The sequence below is a fragment of the Asticcacaulis tiandongensis genome (assembly GCF_006475605.1).
GTDB lineage: Bacteria > Pseudomonadota > Alphaproteobacteria > Caulobacterales > Caulobacteraceae > Asticcacaulis > Asticcacaulis tiandongensis.
This window is the reverse complement of the sequence record NZ_ML636837.1, coordinates 239,058-258,872: the sequence shown is the minus strand read 5'-3', so window position 1 is coordinate 258,872 and position 19,815 is coordinate 239,058. Positions and strand designations below refer to the sequence as shown.

Genomic DNA, 19,815 nt, shown 5'->3' with positions numbered 1-19,815 from the left:
AGGCTAAACGGCAACGGCATCTTGCAAGAAACCTGTTGTATCTGCACCTCAGGCCCTCAACACCTCATCAATCGCGCAGATGATGTGGTAAAGCGTCGAGGCCGGGGCAGGTTCGTCGACCAGCGTGCCGTCAGGATTAATGCGGTCAAGATAAAGGCCGGGCACCTTGGTTTTCAGGAAAAGCCCCAGACCGTCAATGGCGGCTTCGAGTTTTTCGTTTAGTTGCGCCCGCTCAAGCGGTGACGTGGTGATCGACAGCAGGGCCACATAGGCTTTCATTCGCTCAGTCTGGGACCACAGACGGGCCTTTTCATCCTTGGGGGAGAAATCATCCCACAGCTCAAAGATCGTGACATTGCGTGTGTGATCGGTGCCATAGTCTTCGGCGATCTCAATCAGTCGGCGCGCGGGTGCAATAAAGCGGTTGTCACCTGAAATCCTAGCCCAGCGTATCAGCAACCAGGCCCATTCAAACTGATGGCCGGGCTCAATAATGCGCCCCATTTCGCCTTCGACCGGATCCCAGTCGCCGTCGAAATATTCACGCAAGGCCCCTGTTTGCGGGTGAAGGAATTTGTCGAGGCATAGCTCGGCGATTTCGGCGGCAATATTATACCATGTCTGATCGCCACCGGCTTCGATCCATGCCAGAGAGGCTTCGAACATGTGCATGTGCGGATTGGTTTTAAGGGGTAGCGAGCGGGGGCTGGATTCCTCGAAACCGCGCACGGGATGTTTGTAGGTGCTCAGAAGCCGATCACGGATAAGCAGTGCTTTTTGCTCAAAGGTCTTGTTCTGCGGATTGACGTGGAAGGCACTGGCATAGGCCAGAAGGGCAAAGGCATGATCATAGAAATCAAAATCGGCCTTGAGAATTTCACCATCAGGGGTCAGTACGGCAGCAACCAGACCGTCTTTTGTGGCAGCAGGGCCTGACAGCCAGTTAAGCCCGTGACGGATCATGGCGTCTGTTTCGCCTATGTAACCCATGCGTTTTGCCAGAGCATAGGCATAGACCTGACGGGCTGCAACACGGGTGCGGCGGTTATCATTGGTTGGTACACCATCCTGCCCCAGTTTTTCATGCACACCGCCACGGACATGGTCCGCGCCAGTGTTCCACCAAATCGGCAAGGCCTGATCAAACAGCCAGGATTTGAGAGCTGTTTTTTTACGTGATAATGATTCAGGCGGTGTAGTCATGGGTCAGTTCCTAAAATTCATGACGCTGTTATCAGGTTGGGCGTTTGTCTTCGGTTAACAGAAATGGAAATTCAACACTGTTTTAACGGGAAAAATACGTGAAGCTCTGGCGATAATGCAATTGCCTGCAAATATATAAAATGGCTATGAGAGAATGGGCGTGGCCTAAAGCGTGCCGACACTTAGCCTTTATGACAGGCTTTATAAGGACATATTATGAAGATTGCAGTATCAGGCATAGGGTATGTCGGCCTCTCAAACGCTATCTTGCTGGCGCAGAATAATGAGGTTGTGGCGCTGGATATAGTGCCTGAGCGGGTTGAGGCGCTGAATAACCGGATTTCGCCCATATCTGATCCTGAGATCGAAGCCTATCTGCGCGACCAGCCGCTTAAGCTTAAGGCGACGCTTGATAAGCGCGAGGCCTATGAGGGCGCGGATTATGTCATTATTTCAACGCCGACCAACTATGATCCGGACACCAATTATTTCGATACACGCTCAATTGAAGCGGTGATCACCGATGTCATTGCTATTAATCCTCAGGCCGTGATCATCATCAAATCGACCATTCCGGTAGGCTATACGCGTAAGGTGCGTGAGCGGTTCGGAATTGATAATCTGATCTTCTCACCGGAGTTTCTGCGCGAAGGTAAGGCGCTTTATGACAATCTCTATCCGTCGCGCATCATTGTCGGTGAAAATTCCGAACGGGCGCAGACCTTTGCCGATCTGCTGAAGCAGGGAGCGCTGAAAAACGATGTGCCGGTGCTTCTGACCAACTCGGATGAAGCTGAGGCCATCAAGCTGTTTGCCAATACCTATCTGGCGCTGCGAGTCGCCTATTTCAACGAACTGGACAGCTATGCGGAGTCCTATGGCCTGAATGCGCGTGAGATCATTGAAGGGGTAGGCCTCGATCCGCGTATCGGCACGCACTACAATAACCCGTCCTTTGGTTATGGCGGCTATTGCCTGCCGAAAGATACGCGGCAATTGCTCGCCAATTATCGTGAGGTGCCGCAGAACCTTATCCGCGCCATTGTCGATGCCAACACGACGCGCAAGGATTTTGTTGCAGAGAGCATTCTTAAGCGGAAGCCGAAGACCGTGGGCATCTATCGCCTGACCATGAAGACCAATTCGGATAATTTCCGTCAGTCATCTATTCAGGGCATCATGAAGCGCATCAAGGCCAAGGGTGTGGAGACGGTGATCTATGAACCGACGCTTAATGAAGACACCTTCTTCAATTCACGGGTGATCCGTGACTTTGAGGAGTTCAAGCGCCTGTCGGACGTTATTGTCGCCAACCGCCAATCCGACAGTCTGAAGGATGTGGCGGATAAGGTTTATACCCGCGACCTGTTCGGCACAGATTAAAGGTTAGGCCTCGGTCGTATCCGTTGGTGTCGCTTCGGTCACTTCTTCGGGGAAGGGAAGCGGGGCTTTTTGCTTTTTGCCCTTCTTGCCTTTTTTCTTCTTGCCGTCTTTTTTGCTCTTTTTGTCCGTAGCGGGTTGAGGGTCCGGGCCTGCGTCACGGGCGGTGGTAATGCGAAGAAGCAGCTTCAGGAAGCTTTCGCGCTTGGGCGGCGACAGGAGGCTTAAGATGCGTTCGTCGGCGGCGGTAACTTTTGGCCTTATGGCTTCAAGCGCCAGACGGCCTTCGTCGGACAGGGTGACCAGATTGGCGCGGGCATCCGTGCTTGAGCGTTCGCGCGAGAGGAGGCCTTTGGTCGTCAGGCGGGTGACCATGTCGGCAAGGGTTGAGCGGTCAATGCTGGTAATGCGCACCAGATCGGTCTGGGTCTGGCCTTCGGGGGTATCTGCCGCCAGCAACAGGGCATACTGGCGTTGGGTCAGGCCGCTGTCGCCGGTTTCCTCATTATAGATATCGAGCGCAATCTGAAGTACCCGATGCAGCAGATGGGATGGTGAGTGTTCGAGCAATTCAGAGCCTTGCAAATGCTGTTTTTGCTTATGGTTTTTCATAATCCCACCCTGCAATTCCGATAAGGCGCTTGTTGTGAGTCTCAGCAAAGCGCGGCGCAAATAAAAAGGCCAGAGTAATTTCTACCCTGACCTTCCCTTATAGGCACCATTGTTATCAATTTTGCGACATGACCGTCCGCACACTGATTTAACTGTCCTGAGGGGTTTCTGTTTCAGGCGGGATCATGTTCTTCATCAGGAAGGGGATCAGCGCAATGGTCAGCAGGATCGGGCCGCCGATCAGTGACCCCATTTTCCAGCTTACCCACACCTCGTCGGATTGGGTGCGCCAGATAAATTCATTGGCCACGCCCATCAGCAGATAGAACAGGGCATAATAAACGGTCAGGCGCGGCCAAGCGGCGTCTTTGAGTTGCAGGGAACTGCCGAGCAGAGATTTGAACGGATTTTTTCCGAAGCCCAGCGCGATCAGCAAGCCGCCGCCGATCAGCACATTGACGATGGTCATCTTGAGCTTAACGAAGACCGGGTCTTTGAAAACGACCGTCAGGATAGCGAAGGGTATGCCCAAAACGGCGGCAATAAGCGGCATCCACGCGATACGCTTTTCCAGTAACAGCCCTAAAATGACGGCAATCACCGAGGTGACCGCCAGCACACCTGAGGCCCAGATCAGGGCTTCCGAGCGCGGCGCAATGCCCAGAACCGGTACCAGAAAAAAGGTGGCCCCAAAGGCAATGATCGGGCCGTAGTCGATGGCAACCTTAAGGCGGTTCTGTTTCGGAGCCGTGGCCGGCAGGGTCTCGTTGCTCATCAGTCCTCCAGAGGTTCCAGCCCGACCATAGAGCGGGCAAATTCACGTGCCTTGAACGGTTGCAGATCGTCAATGTCCTCACCGACCCCAATCAGCTTTATGGGGGCGTCCGAGGCCTTGGCGATGGGCACCAGAATGCCGCCGCGCGCCGTGCCATCAAGCTTGGTCATCACAAGGCCCGATACGAAGGCCTGACGGCCGAAAATCTGTTCCTGACTGAGGGCGTTGCGGCCCACCGTGGCATCGAGTACCAGAAGGGTTTCGTGGGGAGCGTCGGGGTCGACTTTTTTGATGACGCGGACGATTTTTAGCAGTTCGTCCATCAGCTGCTGCTTGTTTTGCAGGCGTCCGGCGGTATCGATCAGGACGACATCGTAGTTCTCTTCCTTTGCCTTAACCACGGCGTCATAGGCGAGACCTGCGGCATCGGCTCCGGTCTTGCGACCAAAGAAATCGGCTCCGGCGCGTTCGGCCCACACTTTCAACTGCTCGACGGCGGCGGCGCGGAAGGTGTCGCCGGCAACGATCATCACCTTGGCCTTTTGCGCCGTCAGACGGGCCGCGATCTTACCCAGTGTCGTGGTCTTGCCTGAGCCGTTCACACCGACAAACAGGACGATATAGGGTTTGGGGCCGGACAGGGGATCGAAGGTGTCTTCGCGGCCTTTGAGCTCTTCGGCGATGATCTCGGCCAGCGCCGTTTTGACCGACACATCATCGGTTGAGGCGAATTTGCGCTCGGCCAGTTTCGCGGCAATCGAGGCGGCAATCTGCGGGCCGAAATCGCTTTCGACCAGCATGTCCTCCAGCTCTTCGAGGGCGGCGGCATCAATGGTCTTATTGGCGGTAAAGACGCTGACGACCGAGTCGCTGATCTGGTTTGAGGTCTTGGAAAGTCCCTGCGTCAGGCGGGAAAACCAGCCCTGTTTTTTATTATCAGTCATTTCTGTCTTCCGTCAGGCCCGTACAGCGTGAGCGCGCTTACCGTCATGGCCTGTAATCCGTAATGGCGCAAGCCCGCCTATGGGGGCTTCACCCTCAAAGAGGATTTCGGTGAAATCAGGCCCGCGGGCAAAACCGGCCTTTTCGATGATCGCTTCGACGGTGCGACCGACCTGCCGGTCAAGGTGCTGGGTCAGGGCTTCGGCGCCCTTGGCCCTCAGACGTTCAGCACGGGATTTGATCAGTGGGCGCGGATGCTGGGGCATTTTCGCGGCGGGTGTTTGCGGGCGCGGGCTGAACGGAAACACATGCAGAAAGCTGAGGCCGCACTCATCGACCAGATCGAGCGTATTCTGAAAGTGTTCTTCGGTCTCGGTTGGAAAACCGGCAATGATGTCGGCACCATAGGCAATGTCGGGGCGCAGGTCACGCACCGTGCGCGCCAGATTGATAGCGTCGGCCCTGAGGTGGCGACGCTTCATGCGCTTGAGGATCAGGTCATCGCCATGTTGCAGGCTAAGATGCAGATAGGGGGCGAGGCGTTCTTCTTCGGCGAAGGCGCGCAGGAGCACATCATCGATTTCGGCGGCATCAATGGATGACAATCTGAGGCGTTTCAGGTCGGGCACGTGCTTAAGGATACGCGTCACCAGATGACCAAGCTGTGGCGTGCCGGGCAGATCCTGTCCCCATGAGGTCAGGTCAACGCCGGTTAGAACGATCTCGTTATAGCCCTCATTCACCAGACGCGAAATCTGGCCGACGATGTCGCCGGACGCTGCCGAGCGTGAATTGCCGCGCCCGTAAGGGATGATGCAGAAGGTGCAGCGGTGGTCGCAGCCGTTCTGCACCTCAACATAGGCACGGGCGCGATCTTTCAGGCCATCAATCAGGTGGCCAGCGGTTTCACGCACGGAGAAAATATCATTGACGACAACCCGAGTGCTGTCGGGGTTCAGGGCATAGGCCCCCTTGGTCGATTTATCGCCGTTACCAATGATGAAATCGACCTCGCCCATATTGGCAAAGGTTTCAGGATCGGTCTGGGCGGCGCAGCCCGTGACGATCAGGCGGGCGTCGGGGTTTTCCTTGCGGGCCCGGCGTATAGCCTGACGTGCCTGACGCACGGCCTCGTTGGTCACGGCGCAGGTGTTGAAGATGATCGCACCATCAAGCCCATCACCCGCCGCCGTTTTACGGATCAGTTCGGATTCGTAGCTGTTGAGGCGGCAACCAAAGGTGACGACTTCAACGCCGGTTTGCAGACCGACGGGCGTTTCCGGCGGTTCGGCGGTGACCGCTTCGTCGTGAACATGTGGTGTACCGTCAGCCATTGAGCGTGCCTTCAAACTCAAGGGCTACAGGCCCCGTCATGATGACATGATCGTCCGAACGCCACAGAATATGTAGCGGGCCGCCGTCCATAATGACATGGGCATGGCGGTCGGTCAGACCGCGACGCGCAGCAGCCACAAGGGTAGCGCAGGCACCGGTGCCGCAGGCCTTGGTGATACCGGCACCGCGTTCCCAGACGCGCATACGGATGGTGTTGCGGTCGATGATTTGGGCAAATTCGACGTTCACGCCTTCGGGGAACAGGGGGTGATGCTCGATCAGGCTGCCGGTGCGTTCGACATCGACGGTGGTAATGTCATCAACGAAAAACACCACATGCGGATTGCCCATGCTGACGGCCACCGGCGTGTGATACAGCGGCGCATCAATCGGCCCGACCTGAAGTTCAAGCCGTTCGGTATTCATTTCTTCGGACAGGGGGATATGCGACCATTCAAGGCGCGGCTTGCCCATATCGACGCTGGCGATGCCGTCCGAGGCACTAGTTTCCAGCATGCGGGCGGTGGTGGCCCCGCCGAGCGTGTCGATGGTCAGTTCGCTATTGGGGGAGTCCTTATCGAGTACCCACGTGACACAGCGCAGGGCATTGCCGCAGGTCTCGACCGTTGAGCCGTCGGAATTCCACACCCGCATAAAGGCGTCATTGCCGTCTGCGGACTCGATGGAAATAAGCTGATCAAAGCCCACGCCGCCGTCGCGTTTGCCCCATGCCCGCACCTGATCAGGGGTGGGGCTGAAGCCGGTCTGGCGGGCATCAACGACAACGAAATCATTTCCGAGGCCATTCATCTTTAGAAAGGGGCGTGTCATGGCCGTCTATATAGTCGCAAACGTGGGTAAAATGTAGGCTTTTGTAAAATTTCCGGTTAAGGGGAGGGCATCGCGTTATTTTTGTTACGGAGCTTCCTCATGCCCAAAGGCTACATCATCGCGCAATCGCGTGTGACCGACCCTGAATCCTTTGCCAAATACGTCGAAGGCACCAAGCCTGCGGCGGAAAAGCACGGTATGCGCCCAGTGGCCCGCGGCGGTCGTTCGCAGGTGCTTGAAGGCCGTGGCCATGCCCGCGTGACCGTGCTTGAGTTCGATTCCTACGAGGACGCTCTGGCCTATTACAATTCGCCGGAATATCAGGCCGCCCGCGAGCATCGTCTGAATGCCGCCGAGTTTGACATGGTGGTGGTCGAGGGCGTGTAAAAAGGCCTGTTTTCTGGCCTGCAAAGTCTTTGATTATTTCAGAGGCTTTTCGCTCTTAACCGCTTCGTAAAGCGGTTCAAGCGTTTCGGGCAGGACGGGGCCGGTGATCTTATCGATCACGGTGCCGTCCTTAGCCACGATAAAGGTTTCCGGCACGCCTGAAATGCCGAGATCAAGCCCCATATCGCCGTTTTCGTCACTGAGGACGCGGGCATAGGGGTTCTGATAGCGGTTAAGATAGCCGAGGCCCGCTTCGGGGGTGTCCTTATAATTTATGCCGATAATCACCACGCCGCGTTCCTGCAAATCGACCAGATAGGGGTGTTCGGCCAGACAGGGCGTGCACCATGAGGCGAAGATATTGACCAGTATCGGCTGATCATACTGGGCGGCAATGTCACGCAGGCTCTGGCCTGAGCCGTCCTGAAGATCGGTGAGGACGCGTTCCGGCAGGGCTTTACCGACCTGAGCGCGGGGGGCAAATTCAGCGGGTTTGGTGAAATTATACCAACCCAATATGCCCAGAAGCGTCACAAGGATGATGATGGGAAGAAACAGCCAGACGCGCTTCACGGCTGACGGCTTTCGTCGAGCAGGGCTTGTAATTTGCGTTTTTGTGTCCGGTGGGCGATAACAGAGGCAATGGTCAGGCTGATGAGAGCCACGGCTGTGGCCCCGTAAGAGCCCCAGACGTAAAACACATATTTGCCCATATCGAGATCAATCATCAGTTACCCTCCTCGGCGAAACTCAGGCGGGCGCGCAGGGCGCGATAACGGCGCGCCATGAGTTCGGTATCAATGCGCAGCAGCCACAGCCAGACGAACAAAAGCTTGAAGGCCAGAGCCATGACCAGAAGCGGCCATAACATGTCCGGCGCGATGCTGGGGCCATCGGCGCGGACAACGGATGCGCCCTGATGAAGGGTATTCCACCAGTCGACCGAAAACTTGATGACCGGCAGATTGACCAGACCGATCATGGCCAGAATGGCGGTGGATTTGGCGGCGCGGGTTTCGTCCTCAATGGCGGCATGAAGCGCCATATAGCCGATATAAAACAGAAACAGCACCAGCACCGAAGTCATGCGCCCGTCCCATTCCCACCATGTGCCCCACATCGGACGCCCCCAAAGTGAACCGGTCAGAAGTGACAGGGCGGTAAAAGCCGCACCAATCGGGGCTGCGGCCTTGGCGGCAACATCGGCCAGCGAATGCCGCCAGATGAGGCCGAAAAAGCTGGCAATCCCCATGATCAGGTAAACGGCCATGGCCATCCACGCGGCGGGCACGTGCATGTACATGATGCGCACCGTATCGCCTTGCTGATAGTCTTCGGGAGAGGCAAAGCACAGGTAAAGGCCCCACATAAACATCAGTGCCGCCGCCACACCAACATAGGGGCGGATCGGCGTGAAAATGCGCGAGAAGCGCTCAGGGTTTGCCAGCCAACTGATCATAGGGGTGACATAAATCCTTATGCGGGAATCGACAAGATTTAGTTGAGCGCGCTACGAAGTGCCGCACCTTGTATTCAGTTAAGCGCGCTGCGCAAGGCCGCGCCGGTGGCAATCGGGCACAGGGCCAGGGCAAACAGGCTATAGGCCCCCAGCAGACCAAGCGCCTGAGTGATCGGTGCGCCGGTGAGATAGGCCTGCATCAGTCCGGCACCAAAGATCACCGGCGGTACATAGAAGGGTAAGACCAGAAGGGCAATCAGTACGCCGCCCTTACGGCTGCCGAGGCTCAAGGAAGCGCCGACGCCGCCAATCAGGGCAAAGCTTAAGGAGCCAAGTACGGCAGCCACAAGACTCAGGCCTGCGGCTTCAACCGGTGCGCCCAGAATGATCATGACCATTGGCGTCAGAAGGGCAAGTATCAGGCCTGTGCCGATCCACTGCGCCAGACATTTGATCAGGGCAATGGCCTCAAGCGGCAACTTGCCGCCGCGCAGAATGTCGAACAGACCATCTTCATAGTCACGCTCAAACAGGCGTTCCAGAGACAAAAGCGAGGCCAGAGCCAGAGACAACCATGTCAGACCGGGGGCGACGCGGGCTAACACTTGCGTTTCCGGGCCGAGGCTTAAGGGGATCATGGCCATCAGGGTCAGATAGAATCCGACCGCCAGAATCGGGCCGCCACCGCGTGACCATGACAGGCCGATATCGCGTTTCAGAAGGGCGAGAGACGCCTTAAGCATTTCCTATCTCCTCAAGTGAGGGGCGGGTCAGGTGCAGGGCGCGAGTGTCAAACGGCAAGGGGTCGTGGACGGCGCAGACCATAATGCCGCCACCGGACAGGTGCGCCTGCATGATGTCGACCATCAGGGCGCGGTGGGCGATGTCGAGGGGTGACAAGACTTCATCCAGAAGCCAAATGGGGCGCGGCACCATCAGAAGACGCGCCAGTGAAACCCGCTTACGCTGGCCAGCGGAGAGCATGCGGGTTTCAAGATCCAGAAGCGCACCGAGACGCAGCCGCGCTATGGCTTCGCGCAGGCTTAAATCTGTTCCACCGAGGTAATCGCAATGAAATTGAAGCTCCTGATCGACGCGACGGGCGGGGTTTAACGCTTCGGCATGGCCAAGATAATGAGAGTAATTCTCAATTATACTAACGCCGTCAAGTTGCGAGTCATTTTCAACTAGCTGAATACTACCGCGATGAGGCGGGGTGAAGCCGGCGAGACAGCGCAGAAACGTGGTTTTTCCGACACCGTTTGCCCCCGTAAGACTGATAGCGTCGCCACTGGTTGCCGTCAGGTTTACGTTAGAAACCAACAGCTTGTGACCCTTTTTCAGGGCGATATCTTGGACGTTCAGGCTCAGGGTCATGATTTAAGCTAATCCGAAGTGTAAGGCCCGCATAGACTATTAATAACAACAAGGGTAGAACAGCCGCAGTTCCTTACGTTCGGGGTATCTGCGCACCAATGTGAACCCTGTGTTGTTCATAAGGGTTGCGCGAACCGGAACGCCAACAAGGCCCGCTGGGGGTTTTGGTGAGGACCGCATAACAGAAGGAAGATGATAATGTCATCTGTCGATAGCTTTCAGTCGAAATCAGACCTCAAGGTCGGCCGCAAAACATACACCTTTTATGATCTTAAGGCCGCCGAAGCCAACGGCCTGAGCGGCATATCGCAATTGCCCGCCTCTTTGAAGGTGCTTCTGGAAAATCTTCTGCGCAACGAAGACGGCGTCTCAGTCACCAAGGCCGATATTCAGGCGTTGGCCAATTGGGTCAACAACAAAGGCGCGGTTGAGCACGAAATCGCTTTCCGTCCCGCCCGGGTGCTTATGCAGGATTTTACCGGTGTGCCGGCGGTGGTTGATCTGGCGGCTATGCGCGACGCCATGGTCAAGCTGGGGGCTGATCCGGCCAAGATCAATCCGCTTAATCCGGTTGATCTGGTTATCGATCACTCGGTGATGATTGACTATTTCGGCTCAAAAGACGCGTTCGGCAAGAACGTAGACCGTGAATATGAGCGCAACATCGAACGCTATAAGTTCCTGCGCTGGGGCTCATCGGCGTTTAACAATTTCCGCGTTGTACCTCCGGGCACCGGCATCTGCCATCAGGTGAACCTTGAATATCTGGCGCAGACCGTGTGGACCAATGTCGCCGGTGGCAAGACGGTGGCCTATCCGGATACGGTTGTCGGTACGGATTCGCACACCACCATGATTAACGGTCTGTCGGTACTCGGCTGGGGCGTCGGGGGTATCGAGGCTGAAGCCGCCATGCTCGGTCAGCCGATCCCGATGCTGATCCCTGAAGTGATCGGCTTCAAATTGACGGGCAAGCTGCCTGAAGGGGCGACCGCTACCGATCTGGTTCTGACCATCACGCAGGCCTTGCGTAAAAAAGGCGTGGTCGGCAAGTTCGTTGAATTCTTCGGTGAAGGGCTTCTGAACCTGACACTTGAGGATCAGGCGACCATTGCCAATATGGCCCCTGAATATGGCGCGACCTGCGGCTTCTTCCCCGTCTCTAAGGCGACAGTGGACTACCTTAAGGCCACCAACCGTGAAAACGCCCGTGTGGCGCTGGTGGAAGCCTATGCCAAGGCGCAGGGCCTGTGGCTTGATACGGAAAATGATCCGGTCTTTACCGATACGCTGGAGCTTGATCTGTCGACGGTCGAGTCGTCTCTGGCAGGCCCCAAGCGTCCGCAGGATCGTGTGCTTCTGACCGAAGCGTCGTCAGCTTTTGCGGGTTCTCTGGCCGGTGAGTTTGGCAAGGCCGGTGAAGGTGACAAGCGCGTAGCGGTCGCTGGAACAGACTATAGCGTCAGCCACGGTGATGTGGTGATTGCCGCCATTACCTCCTGCACCAATACATCTAACCCGTCGGTTTTGATTGCCGCCGGTCTGGTGGCGCGTAAGGCGCGTGCGCTGGGTCTTAAGTCGAAGCCATGGGTCAAGACCTCACTGGCGCCGGGTTCTCAGGTGGTTACCGATTATCTTGATGCGGCGGGTCTGACCGAAGACCTCAATGCGCTTGGGTTTAACCTGACCGGCTATGGCTGCACGACCTGTATTGGCAATTCCGGCCCGCTGCCGGAGGCTGTATCGGCGGCGATCAACGAAGGCGATCTGGTGGCGGCGTCTGTCCTGTCGGGCAACCGTAACTTCGAAGGTCGTATCAATCCGGACGTGCGTGCCAACTATCTGGCCTCGCCGCCGCTGGTGGTCGCCTATGCCATTGCCGGTTCGATGAACGTCAATCTGTCGGTGGATATTCTCGGCACCGACAAGGAAGGCAATCCGGTCTATCTGAAGGACATCTGGCCATCGAATGCCGAGATCGCCGAGATTCAGCGCACTTCGGTGACCAACGACAAGTTCAAGGCACGTTACGCCGATGTCTTTAAGGGTGACAAGCAATGGCAGGCCATCAAGGTCAGCGGCGGTCAGACCTATGACTGGGACGCAAGCTCGACCTATGTGGCCAACCCGCCCTATTTCGAGGGCATGACCATGACGCCTGAGCGCGTGACCGACATTGTTGAAGCCCGCGTCCTGGGAATTTTTGGTGACTCGATCACCACCGACCATATTTCGCCTGCCGGTGCTATCAAGACCAATTCGCCTGCGGGCAAATGGCTGTCTGAGCATGGTGTAGAGCCGTCCGAGTTTAACTCTTACGGCTCGCGTCGTGGCCACCATGAAGTGATGATGCGTGGCACCTTTGCCAATATCCGTATCCGTAACCGCATGACGCCGGAAATCGAAGGCGGGGTGACCAAGCACTTCCCGTCGGGCGACGTCATGCCGATCTATGACGCGGCCATGCGTTACAAGTCCGAGGGTCGTAATCTGGTGATCTTTGCCGGTAAGGAATATGGTACCGGTTCGTCACGCGACTGGGCGGCCAAGGGCACGACGCTTCAGGGTGTGCGGGCGGTGATTGCCGAATCCTTTGAGCGTATTCACCGCTCGAACCTTGTCGGCATGGGTGTTCTGCCGTTGCAGTTCAAGGTCGATGGCTGGCACAAGTTGGGTCTGACGGGTGAGGAAATTGTCACCATTCGCGGCCTTGAGAGCGTTCAGCCGCGTCAGGAACTGATCGTTGAGCTGTTCCGTGCTTCGGACGGCAAGGTGGCCCGCTTCCCGGTACGTTGCCGTATCGATACGCCTACGGAGCTTGAATATTTCCGTAATGGCGGTGTCATGCCCTATGTGCTGCGTAATCTGGCGCGCTAAAGGCTTAACTTGACGACGGGGCGTGAGGCTGTAGGTTTCAGGGTCAAATGACCACAGAACCCATCAGCTTCACGCCCCGTTTTAATGCCGCTGCCCGTATATCGGCGCGACGTATCGGGCGTGAGCAGCAGCCGCTTCTGATCATTGATGATGTGCTGGAAAACCCGCAGGACATGGTCGCTTTCGCGGCGTCTGCACGGTTTGCACAGCCGGAAAAATCCGCCTATCCCGGATTGAACGCGACCGCCCCCGTGCGCTATGGGCAGGCGCTGGCCGAAGCCTTGCGGCCGCTCATGCATCAGGGATTTGGTCTGCCGCTTAAAGGGACGCTCCGGTTCTTCAGCTTCATGGGGCTGACGACGCTTAAGCCCGAAGATATGCAGTCCATACAGCGTATCCCGCACTTTGATTCGCCCGACCCTTATCGTCTGGCGGTGGTGCATTATTTCTGTGAGCCAGCCTTTGGCGGCACCGGCTTTTTTCGTCATCAGGCCTCCGGTTTCGAAACGGTTACCGAAGACCGTGTTGCCTTGTTCGACCAGCATGCGGGCCGAGAAGTGCGACAGGGCGTGCCGGAAATCTATACCGGCCTGAAGACCCCCTATTATGAACCGCTGGATAAGGTGGATGCGGCGTTTAATCGGCTGGTTGTTTACCGCAACAATTGTTTTCACGCGGCCTTACTGGGGGGCGCGCCCTTAAGTGATGATCCGCGAAAGGGCCGCCTGACGGTCAACAGTTTTATATCTGCTGAGGATTAATCGCGCGGCACCATCATGCCGAGGCCGCGCAGGGCAGCGCCGATCAGTAAAATCGCAAGACCGGCCTCGGCCTGAAGCTCATATCGGTCCAGATGGCCACTGACCGGATCGGCCAGCGACATGCCGTCGTTCAGTGCCCCTACAATCACATAAAGCAGGATAAGCGGCGCGGTCATCAGGGCCCCGCCCATGATCATCAGTGTACGCGACGTGAATTTGAACCGGCTCATAGCTTTCAGTCCTTCTGTGCTTTCGTTTAATCCGGTTGGCGACGAAAGGCGTTTCTTCCCGCCGCCAACCGGCCCCCGATACCGGAGCCTCCCTCCGGTTTGATGTGACCTAAGTGCTTTATCACGGAGGCGAACCATGATATGAACGCTGTTCACAATTCTGATGTAACACACAAATGAACATTGTTCAATATTAAAAATGAACGACGTTCAAATTATTTTATGAGGCCTGACCATGACCCTATCGGCTATTGCGAAACGCAGGCAGGCGCAGCTTGAGGCCCTGATTGATGCCGCAGAGGCGCGGATCATCGCGGAGGGCGTCGCAAGCCTTAAGGCGCGCGATCTCGCCTCTGACATTGGCGTGGCTCTGGGCGGGCTTTATAATATCGTCGCGGACATGGACATGCTGCTGCTCAAGGTGGCGCAGCGTACCATGGAGCGTCTGGATGCCGCTCTGGAGGCCGGGGCGGCCAGTGTAGTGGCGGATACGCCTCGGGCGGCGATTACGCAACTGGTGGCTATCGCCCATGCCTATTATGATTTTTCACGTAACAACCTCAGGCTCTGGCGGGCGCTGTTTGAGATGCGCCTTAAAAACCCTGACCTGCCTGAATGGAACCGTCAGGCGCAGCTTGGTCTGTTCCGGCACATGAACGCCCCGCTGGCGCGTTTGCGGCCTGAGGCGGATGAGGTGGCCCGCACACTGACGGCGCGTACTCTGTTTGCTGCCGTGCATGGCGTGGTGGTAATCGGCCTTGAGGAGCGTCTGATTGCGGTGCCCGCGGCAGCCATGAAGCAGCAGATTGAATGGCTGGTGCGCGCCGCGTGTGAGGGATTTGTTTCGCCGGCCTGAATTTTGACGCAGTCGTCAAATAAAGGTTGAAATATTAAAAAAGCCCGATGCGAACAAACGTCTGCATCGGGCTTTTTCTTATAAAAGGCGTTTCCTCCCCGAAACGCCGGAACTGACTTCGCTCTCTCTGGGGAAGTTCCGTTCTCCTGAGGGCGACAAAACCGCTTTTTTATGGTGGTGTCAACGACTTTTATTGCTTTATGTCAAAATTGTGTGGTGTCACTATCAGGTGTGTCAAAAACATCTCAGGCACCGGCGTTATTTGACATCGATGTCAGGCGGTTTGCGTGATTTTTCTCAGGTGTGCAATGGCTTCGCTGCGTGGCAGGGTTACCTGTCCCGGACGGCCTTCGCGCCATTCCTTGTTGTCGCTGATCTGACTGGCCAGTTCTCGCCCCAGATCGAGATCCTTGATCGTCACCGTGCCATTCGCCAGTTCATCGCCCCCCAGCATGACGGCGGCGGGTGAGAAGCGGCGGTCGGCATATTTCATCTGAGCCTTCATGCCTGAGCGACCGAGATAAACCTCGGCCGGGATACCTGCGGCGCGGATTTCGGCAGCGAGTTTGAAATAGTCGCCCATGTCGGATTCGGAAAACGCGATGATGACCACAGGGCCGCGTACCGGTTTAATGGCGCCGGTTTCCGCCAGTGCCAGTGCCGCCGCCAGACGGGACACGCCAAACGAGAAGCCGGTGGCCGGAACCTGTTGGCCGGTAAAGCGGGCCACGAGATCGTCATAACGGCCCCCGCCACCAACCGAACCAAAGGCTACTGGACGGCCCTTTTCATCACGGGTTTCCAGCAACAGTTCAGCCTCGAACACGGGGCCGGTATAGTATTCCAGACCACGCACGATGGAGGGATCGAAAATCGCCTGAGACTCATCGACCCCCAGACCGTTCAGGGCGGTAGAGATACGCGACAGGTCTTCGAGACCGGCCTGACCTTCGGGGGAGTTATCGAGCACGGCCGCCAGATTATTCAGCACGGTTGTGCGGTCGGCCTGCGTGCCCTCAGAGGTGCGACCGGCGGCGACGAAGCTCAGGACGGCGGCAGCGGCGGCGTCATTCAGGCCTGCACCCTTGGTGAAGTCGCCCGATTCGTCCTTACGGCCTGCGCCGAGCAGAAGCTGCACGCCCTCAAGCCCCAGACGGTCGAGCTTGTCGATGGCGCGCAAGACCCCAAGCTGTTGGGCCGGTGTGCTGACGCCGAGTGACGACAGAAGGCCGTTCAGAAGCTTGCGGTTATTGATCTTAAGGACGGTCGGCAGATCATTGGCCTTAAAGCCAGCTACGGCCAGCGCAATGATTTCGGCATCGGCTTCGGGGCGGTCGGTGCCCACCGTGTCAGCATCACACTGCATGAATTCACGCAGACGACCGGGGCCGGGTTTTTCGTTGCGCCAGACGGGGCCGAATGCATAGCGGCGGAAGGGCTTGGGCAGGCCGTCCCAGTTCTGGGAAGCAAAGCGGGCCAGAGGGGCGGTGTGATCGTAGCGCAGGGCCATCCACTGTTCGTCATCGTCCTGCTGGGCGAAGACGCCGACATTCGGACGATCGGCATCAGGCAGGAACTTGCCCAGCGCGTCGGCATATTCAAAAGCCGGTGTTTGCAGGGCTTCAAAGCCAAAGTCTTCATAGACCTTAGACACATTGGCAATCAGCCGCCGCTCAATGGCGATTTCGTGCGCGCGTTTGTCGGCAAACCCACGAGGTGAACGGGCTTCAGGGCGGAATTCGCCTGCATTATCGGCGGAGGTGTCGGTGTTTTCTGTCATATGTTGCGATTAGACCAAAGTACCGAAGCTGACAAGACTTTAGGCTCTTAACCCTTTGTTGGCGGAAAACTTGCATAACCGGGGACAAGGGGCCTGAACCGGAGATGACCTGCCTTGGTACGTGTAACTATATTTGCCGCCTGTCTGATGTTTGCGCCCATTTTTACATCGGGGGCTATGGCGCAGGCGGCACCGGTTAATCCGGTGTCACAGGAACCCTTTTATGCGGAACTGATCGCCAAGGCGCAGACGCTGAAGGCGACCACCGAAGGCTTTGCGGCAACGCCTAGGCTGTCGCTTCTGACCGATCCGGCGTTTGAAGCCTATGGCCGCGAGATCGCCGAACTGACCGAGCTTAATCTCAAGGCGCATTATGACCTGAAGGCACGCGGGACGGATAATGACCTGAAATGTGTTCTGATGGGCGTAGCGCTTGATTTGCCCATTCGTTTTGAAGGCATTCGCGTGGCGACCACGGAACAGGACCTGAAAGACGCGCTTGAGGACATGGCCTTTCTGCTGGAAGACAATGTCGATGTCATCCGTACGCCCGCGACGGTCGATTCCGGTCTGGATTGCGTGATTGAGTTCGGTCAGAGCGAATAGGGTCTGTCAGGCACCCTGTGTTCAGGGTGCCTTAATCGCGTCAATCAGGGCCTTGACCTCAGGGGCGTTCCAGTCGGCTTCCCCCTCGAAGCGCGCGACCTCAAGCCCTTCGGCATTGAGTATCAGCGTGGTCGGCATACCGGCGACGCTCCATTTCGACAGACCCTGCACCTCTGAGTCAATATACAGGGGTAGGGGAGGGCTCATGGCCAGTTCTTCGCGGGCCTTCTCAATATCTGCGGCCTTATCGATGCTCAGGGGCAAAACATAGACCACGTCCGGATCATAGGCTTTTTGCAGGGCGGCAAGGGTCGGTAACTCGACGCGACAGGGCGTGCACCAGGTCGCCCAGAGGTTCAGAACCACAACGCGACCCTTGAAATCGCTGACTTTGAGCGGGTTGCCTTCACCATCCAGAAAGCTGATATCCTCAAGCGGTTTGGGTGTCGCATGGGTGATCAGACCGCTTAGGGTGCCGGTGGCATAGGCTTTGAGCGGACCCTGAGCGGTACCGTCTTCGGAAGCCGCAATTGCAGACTTGTCAGAGTTGGCTTGACGCAGTAGCCAGCCCCCCGCTACTGAGGCAGCTATAATCAGCAGAAGCACGCCGAAAATCCACGGGTTGAAGCGTGACTTTGTTTCAGGCGCTGCCGGTACTGTTTCCGGTGTCGCTTTGTCCTTGTTTTCGTCCGAAGGTTCGCCCATGACCGATCAATCCTCTGCCCAAAAGCCTGAAACTGCAGGCCAGAAAATGTGGGGTGGACGTTTTTCTGCCCAACCCGCCGAGATTATGCAAGCGATCAATGTCTCCATTGAGGTCGACAAGCGTCTGTGGCGACAGGATATCGCCGGTTCACGCGCCCACGCGGCCATGCTGGCCAAACAGGGCATTATATCTACAGAGGACGCCCAGACCATAGATGGTGGTCTGGCGGCCATTGCCGAAGAGATCGAAAACGGCACCTTCCCGTTTCGCGCCGAGTTTGAAGACATCCATATGAATGTTGAGGCGCGTCTGCGTGAGTTGATCGGGGCGACGGCGGGACGCTTGCATACGGCGCGTTCACGTAACGATCAGGTGGCGACCGATTTCCGCCTGTGGGTGCGTGATCGCGTCGATTATACGGTGGCCCAGCTTGAGAAGCTGCAACTTGCTCTGCTTGCACGCGCCGAGGACTATGCCGATGCTCTGATGCCGGGCTTTACGCATTTGCAACCGGCGCAGCCCGTGACCTTTGGTCATCATCTGCTGGCCTATGTAGAGATGTTCGGACGTGATGCGTCGCGTTTTCGCGATGCGCGGGTGCGGATGAATGAAAACCCGCTGGGTTCGGCGGCTCTGGCCGGTTCGCCTTTCCCGATTGACCGCCATGCCACAGCGGCGGCGCTTGGGTTTGACCGCCCGACCGCCAACAGCCTCGATGGGGTATCCGATCGTGATTTCGCGCTGGAATCTCTTGCGCATGCCAGCCTGACGGCGGGGCACCTGTCGCGTCTGGCCGAAGAAATCGTCATCTGGACGACGCCGCAATTTGGTTTCATTCGTTTATCGGATGCCTTTTCGACCGGTTCGTCGATCATGCCACAAAAGAAGAACCCTGACGCCGCCGAACTGGTGCGCGCCAAGACCGGTCGTATCAACGGCGCGTTTATTGCCCTGACCACCGTCATGAAAGGTCTGCCGCTGGCCTATTCCAAGGATATGCAGGAAGACAAGCCGCCGGTGTTTGAGGCCTTTGAGGCGCTTGATCTGGCTTTGGCAGCCATGACCGGCATGGTCGGTGACCTGACGGCCAATCGTGAACGGATGCAGGCGGCGGCCTCTTCGGGTTTTTCAACCGCGACGGATCTGGCTGACTGGCTGGTGCGTAATCTCAATATGCCGTTCCGTGATGCCCACCATGTCACGGGCGCAGCGGTCAAGCTGGCGGAATCCAAGGGGCTTGAACTGTCGCAACTTAGTCTCAATGATTTGCAGAATCTGGAAGCGGGCATCACCGAAGACGTATATAGTGTGCTGACGGCGGAAGCCTCCTGCGCCAGCCGCCAGTCCTATGGCGGTACAGCGCCGGATCAGGTACGTCTGCAAATCAAGCGCTGGAAGGAAACACTGGCATGAGCGTGAAGTTTACCACCGTTGTTTTGTTAGGGGCTATGGGCCTTGGTCTGACGCTTTCCGCCTGTGGCAAGCAGGGCGATCTCGAAACCGCACCGCCTCTGTGGGGCGAGCGCGCACGAGCCGAAGTCGCAGCCAAGAAAAAGGCACAGGCCGAAGGCAAGGCGACTGAACGCGCTTTGCCGCGTGGCGATCAGCGCAATGAAATGGCCGACCCTTACCAGCAGAACCTGAAGGTTTCCGATGCCCCCATTGAGGGCACGGGTAACGCCCAAAGACAATAAGTGC

22 protein-coding genes are annotated in these 19,815 nt (G+C 57.1%); 8 read left to right on the top strand and 14 right to left on the bottom strand.

Going from position 1 to position 19,815, the window contains the following annotated elements:
• Positions 1-48: 48 nt before the first annotated feature.
• Complete coding sequence (locus tag E5201_RS01185) at positions 49-1,203, bottom strand: AGE family epimerase/isomerase (protein WP_140984168.1); 1,155 nt, start codon at positions 1,201-1,203, stop codon at positions 49-51.
• 216 nt (positions 1,204-1,419) lie between these two features.
• Here E5201_RS01185 and E5201_RS01180 point away from each other — a divergent pair, with 216 nt between their 5' ends.
• A complete protein-coding gene (locus E5201_RS01180; RefSeq protein WP_140984167.1) occupies positions 1,420-2,586 on the top strand; it encodes a nucleotide sugar dehydrogenase in 1,167 nt (388 codons plus the stop codon).
• Between the two features lie 3 nt (positions 2,587-2,589).
• Here E5201_RS01180 and E5201_RS01175 read toward each other — a convergent pair whose 3' ends face one another.
• The 5 genes from E5201_RS01175 to dapF form a co-directional block, all read right to left on the bottom strand.
• The gene (locus E5201_RS01175; RefSeq protein ID WP_140984166.1) at positions 2,590-3,195 is read right to left on the bottom strand and encodes a MarR family winged helix-turn-helix transcriptional regulator; all 606 of its coding nucleotides are present in this window, start codon (positions 3,193-3,195) and stop codon (positions 2,590-2,592) included.
• A gap of 148 nt (positions 3,196-3,343) precedes the next feature.
• Positions 3,344-3,970, bottom strand: coding sequence for an inner membrane-spanning protein YciB (locus tag E5201_RS01170; RefSeq protein WP_140984165.1), 627 nt, complete (start codon positions 3,968-3,970; stop codon positions 3,344-3,346).
• Positions 3,970-4,914 (bottom strand): signal recognition particle-docking protein FtsY, encoded by a 945-nt coding sequence (gene ftsY / locus E5201_RS01165; RefSeq protein WP_140984164.1) that lies wholly within the window; start codon positions 4,912-4,914, stop codon positions 3,970-3,972. Before ftsY ends, E5201_RS01170 begins: the two co-directional genes overlap by 1 nt.
• Positions 4,915-4,926: 12 nt before the next feature.
• On the bottom strand, positions 4,927-6,246 hold the full coding sequence (mtaB, locus tag E5201_RS01160) for a tRNA (N(6)-L-threonylcarbamoyladenosine(37)-C(2))-methylthiotransferase MtaB (protein ID WP_140984163.1): 1,320 nt from the start codon (positions 6,244-6,246) through the stop codon (positions 4,927-4,929).
• Positions 6,239-7,078 carry a diaminopimelate epimerase gene (gene dapF, locus E5201_RS01155; RefSeq protein ID WP_140984162.1) on the bottom strand — a complete coding sequence of 280 codons (840 nt, stop codon included), beginning with the start codon at positions 7,076-7,078 and terminating at the stop codon, positions 6,239-6,241. The genes mtaB and dapF overlap by 8 nt, the downstream gene beginning before the upstream one ends.
• Before the next feature lie 99 nt (positions 7,079-7,177).
• Between dapF and E5201_RS01150 the strand changes: the two genes are divergently transcribed.
• Entirely contained in the window at positions 7,178-7,465 is a 288-nt protein-coding gene (locus tag E5201_RS01150) for a DUF1330 domain-containing protein (protein WP_140984161.1), read from the top strand.
• Between the two features lie 33 nt (positions 7,466-7,498).
• Here E5201_RS01150 and E5201_RS01145 read toward each other — a convergent pair whose 3' ends face one another.
• The 5 genes from E5201_RS01145 to ccmA all read right to left on the bottom strand — a co-directional run bounded on the left by E5201_RS01145 (position 7,499) and on the right by ccmA (position 10,301).
• The gene (locus E5201_RS01145; protein WP_140984160.1) at positions 7,499-8,038 is read right to left on the bottom strand and encodes a DsbE family thiol:disulfide interchange protein; all 540 of its coding nucleotides are present in this window, start codon (positions 8,036-8,038) and stop codon (positions 7,499-7,501) included.
• On the bottom strand, positions 8,035-8,193 hold the full coding sequence (ccmD, locus tag E5201_RS01140; RefSeq protein ID WP_246050346.1) for a heme exporter protein CcmD: 159 nt from the start codon (positions 8,191-8,193) through the stop codon (positions 8,035-8,037). Before ccmD ends, E5201_RS01145 begins: the two co-directional genes overlap by 4 nt.
• A complete protein-coding gene (locus E5201_RS01135) occupies positions 8,193-8,924 on the bottom strand; it encodes a heme ABC transporter permease (protein ID WP_140984159.1) in 732 nt (243 codons plus the stop codon). The genes ccmD and E5201_RS01135 overlap by 1 nt, the downstream gene beginning before the upstream one ends.
• Positions 8,925-8,998: 74 nt before the next feature.
• Complete coding sequence (gene ccmB, locus E5201_RS01130) at positions 8,999-9,667, bottom strand: heme exporter protein CcmB (RefSeq protein ID WP_140984158.1); 669 nt, start codon at positions 9,665-9,667, stop codon at positions 8,999-9,001.
• Positions 9,660-10,301: a heme ABC exporter ATP-binding protein CcmA gene (gene ccmA, locus E5201_RS01125; protein WP_140984157.1), complete on the bottom strand. Its 642-nt coding sequence runs from the start codon at positions 10,299-10,301 to the stop codon at positions 9,660-9,662. The genes ccmB and ccmA overlap by 8 nt, the downstream gene beginning before the upstream one ends.
• Before the next feature lie 198 nt (positions 10,302-10,499).
• Here ccmA and acnA point away from each other — a divergent pair, with 198 nt between their 5' ends.
• Together acnA and E5201_RS01115 are read left to right on the top strand one after the other, a co-directional pair.
• Complete coding sequence (acnA, locus tag E5201_RS01120; protein ID WP_140984156.1) at positions 10,500-13,178, top strand: aconitate hydratase AcnA; 2,679 nt, start codon at positions 10,500-10,502, stop codon at positions 13,176-13,178.
• 47 nt (positions 13,179-13,225) lie between these two features.
• Positions 13,226-13,939: a DUF6445 family protein gene (locus tag E5201_RS01115; protein ID WP_140984155.1), complete on the top strand. Its 714-nt coding sequence runs from the start codon at positions 13,226-13,228 to the stop codon at positions 13,937-13,939.
• Here the strand turns inward: E5201_RS01115 and E5201_RS01110 are convergent.
• Positions 13,936-14,169, bottom strand: coding sequence for a hypothetical protein (locus tag E5201_RS01110; protein WP_140984154.1), 234 nt, complete (start codon positions 14,167-14,169; stop codon positions 13,936-13,938). The two genes, E5201_RS01115 and E5201_RS01110, sit on opposite strands and share 4 nt — an antisense overlap.
• Before the next feature lie 235 nt (positions 14,170-14,404).
• On the opposite strand from E5201_RS01110, the gene E5201_RS01105 reads away from it, so the two are divergent.
• Complete coding sequence (locus tag E5201_RS01105) at positions 14,405-15,025, top strand: TetR/AcrR family transcriptional regulator (RefSeq protein ID WP_140984153.1); 621 nt, start codon at positions 14,405-14,407, stop codon at positions 15,023-15,025.
• Positions 15,026-15,299: 274 nt separating this feature from the next.
• Here the strand turns inward: E5201_RS01105 and hisS are convergent, their stop codons facing one another.
• Complete coding sequence (gene hisS, locus E5201_RS01100; protein WP_140984152.1) at positions 15,300-16,805, bottom strand: histidine--tRNA ligase; 1,506 nt, start codon at positions 16,803-16,805, stop codon at positions 15,300-15,302.
• Positions 16,806-16,919: 114 nt separating this feature from the next.
• On the opposite strand from hisS, the gene E5201_RS01095 reads away from it, so the two are divergent.
• A complete protein-coding gene (locus E5201_RS01095; RefSeq protein WP_140984151.1) occupies positions 16,920-17,411 on the top strand; it encodes a hypothetical protein in 492 nt (163 codons plus the stop codon).
• A 21-nt stretch (positions 17,412-17,432) separates the two neighbouring features.
• Here E5201_RS01095 and E5201_RS01090 read toward each other — a convergent pair whose 3' ends face one another.
• The gene (locus E5201_RS01090; RefSeq protein WP_140984150.1) at positions 17,433-18,116 is read right to left on the bottom strand and encodes a TlpA family protein disulfide reductase; all 684 of its coding nucleotides are present in this window, start codon (positions 18,114-18,116) and stop codon (positions 17,433-17,435) included.
• Between E5201_RS01090 and argH the strand changes: the two genes are divergently transcribed.
• Both argH and E5201_RS01080 read left to right on the top strand, forming a co-directional pair.
• Positions 18,115-19,530, top strand: a complete 1,416-nt coding sequence (gene argH, locus E5201_RS01085) for an argininosuccinate lyase (RefSeq protein WP_140984149.1) — start codon at positions 18,115-18,117, stop codon at positions 19,528-19,530. The two genes, E5201_RS01090 and argH, sit on opposite strands and share 2 nt — an antisense overlap.
• Complete coding sequence (locus E5201_RS01080; protein ID WP_140984148.1) at positions 19,527-19,811, top strand: hypothetical protein; 285 nt, start codon at positions 19,527-19,529, stop codon at positions 19,809-19,811. Before argH ends, E5201_RS01080 begins: the two co-directional genes overlap by 4 nt.
• The last annotated feature ends 4 nt before the right edge of the window (positions 19,812-19,815 follow it).

Excerpts from the sequence above, each read along its gene's own strand:
- E5201_RS01185 (WP_140984168.1), bottom strand. The coding sequence starts at position 1,203 with ATGACTACACCGCCTGAATCATTATCACGTAAAAAAACAGCTCTCAAA.
- E5201_RS01180 (WP_140984167.1), top strand. The coding sequence starts at position 1,420 with ATGAAGATTGCAGTATCAGGCATAGGGTATGTCGGCCTCTCAAACGCT.
- E5201_RS01175 (WP_140984166.1), bottom strand. The coding sequence starts at position 3,195 with ATGAAAAACCATAAGCAAAAACAGCATTTGCAAGGCTCTGAATTGCTC.
- E5201_RS01170 (WP_140984165.1), bottom strand. The coding sequence starts at position 3,970 with ATGAGCAACGAGACCCTGCCGGCCACGGCTCCGAAACAGAACCGCCTT.
- ftsY (WP_140984164.1), bottom strand. The coding sequence starts at position 4,914 with ATGACTGATAATAAAAAACAGGGCTGGTTTTCCCGCCTGACGCAGGGA.
- mtaB (WP_140984163.1), bottom strand. The coding sequence starts at position 6,246 with ATGGCTGACGGTACACCACATGTTCACGACGAAGCGGTCACCGCCGAA.
- dapF (WP_140984162.1), bottom strand. The coding sequence starts at position 7,078 with ATGACACGCCCCTTTCTAAAGATGAATGGCCTCGGAAATGATTTCGTT.
- E5201_RS01150 (WP_140984161.1), top strand. The coding sequence starts at position 7,178 with ATGCCCAAAGGCTACATCATCGCGCAATCGCGTGTGACCGACCCTGAA.
- ccmD (WP_246050346.1), bottom strand. The coding sequence starts at position 8,193 with ATGATTGATCTCGATATGGGCAAATATGTGTTTTACGTCTGGGGCTCT.
- E5201_RS01135 (WP_140984159.1), bottom strand. The coding sequence starts at position 8,924 with ATGATCAGTTGGCTGGCAAACCCTGAGCGCTTCTCGCGCATTTTCACG.
- ccmB (WP_140984158.1), bottom strand. The coding sequence starts at position 9,667 with ATGCTTAAGGCGTCTCTCGCCCTTCTGAAACGCGATATCGGCCTGTCA.
- ccmA (WP_140984157.1), bottom strand. The coding sequence starts at position 10,301 with ATGACCCTGAGCCTGAACGTCCAAGATATCGCCCTGAAAAAGGGTCAC.
- acnA (WP_140984156.1), top strand. The coding sequence starts at position 10,500 with ATGTCATCTGTCGATAGCTTTCAGTCGAAATCAGACCTCAAGGTCGGC.
- E5201_RS01115 (WP_140984155.1), top strand. The coding sequence starts at position 13,226 with ATGACCACAGAACCCATCAGCTTCACGCCCCGTTTTAATGCCGCTGCC.
- E5201_RS01110 (WP_140984154.1), bottom strand. The coding sequence starts at position 14,169 with ATGAGCCGGTTCAAATTCACGTCGCGTACACTGATGATCATGGGCGGG.
- E5201_RS01105 (WP_140984153.1), top strand. The coding sequence starts at position 14,405 with ATGACCCTATCGGCTATTGCGAAACGCAGGCAGGCGCAGCTTGAGGCC.
- hisS (WP_140984152.1), bottom strand. The coding sequence starts at position 16,805 with ATGACAGAAAACACCGACACCTCCGCCGATAATGCAGGCGAATTCCGC.
- argH (WP_140984149.1), top strand. The coding sequence starts at position 18,115 with ATGACCGATCAATCCTCTGCCCAAAAGCCTGAAACTGCAGGCCAGAAA.
- E5201_RS01090 (WP_140984150.1), bottom strand. The coding sequence starts at position 18,116 with ATGGGCGAACCTTCGGACGAAAACAAGGACAAAGCGACACCGGAAACA.
- E5201_RS01080 (WP_140984148.1), top strand. The coding sequence starts at position 19,527 with ATGAGCGTGAAGTTTACCACCGTTGTTTTGTTAGGGGCTATGGGCCTT.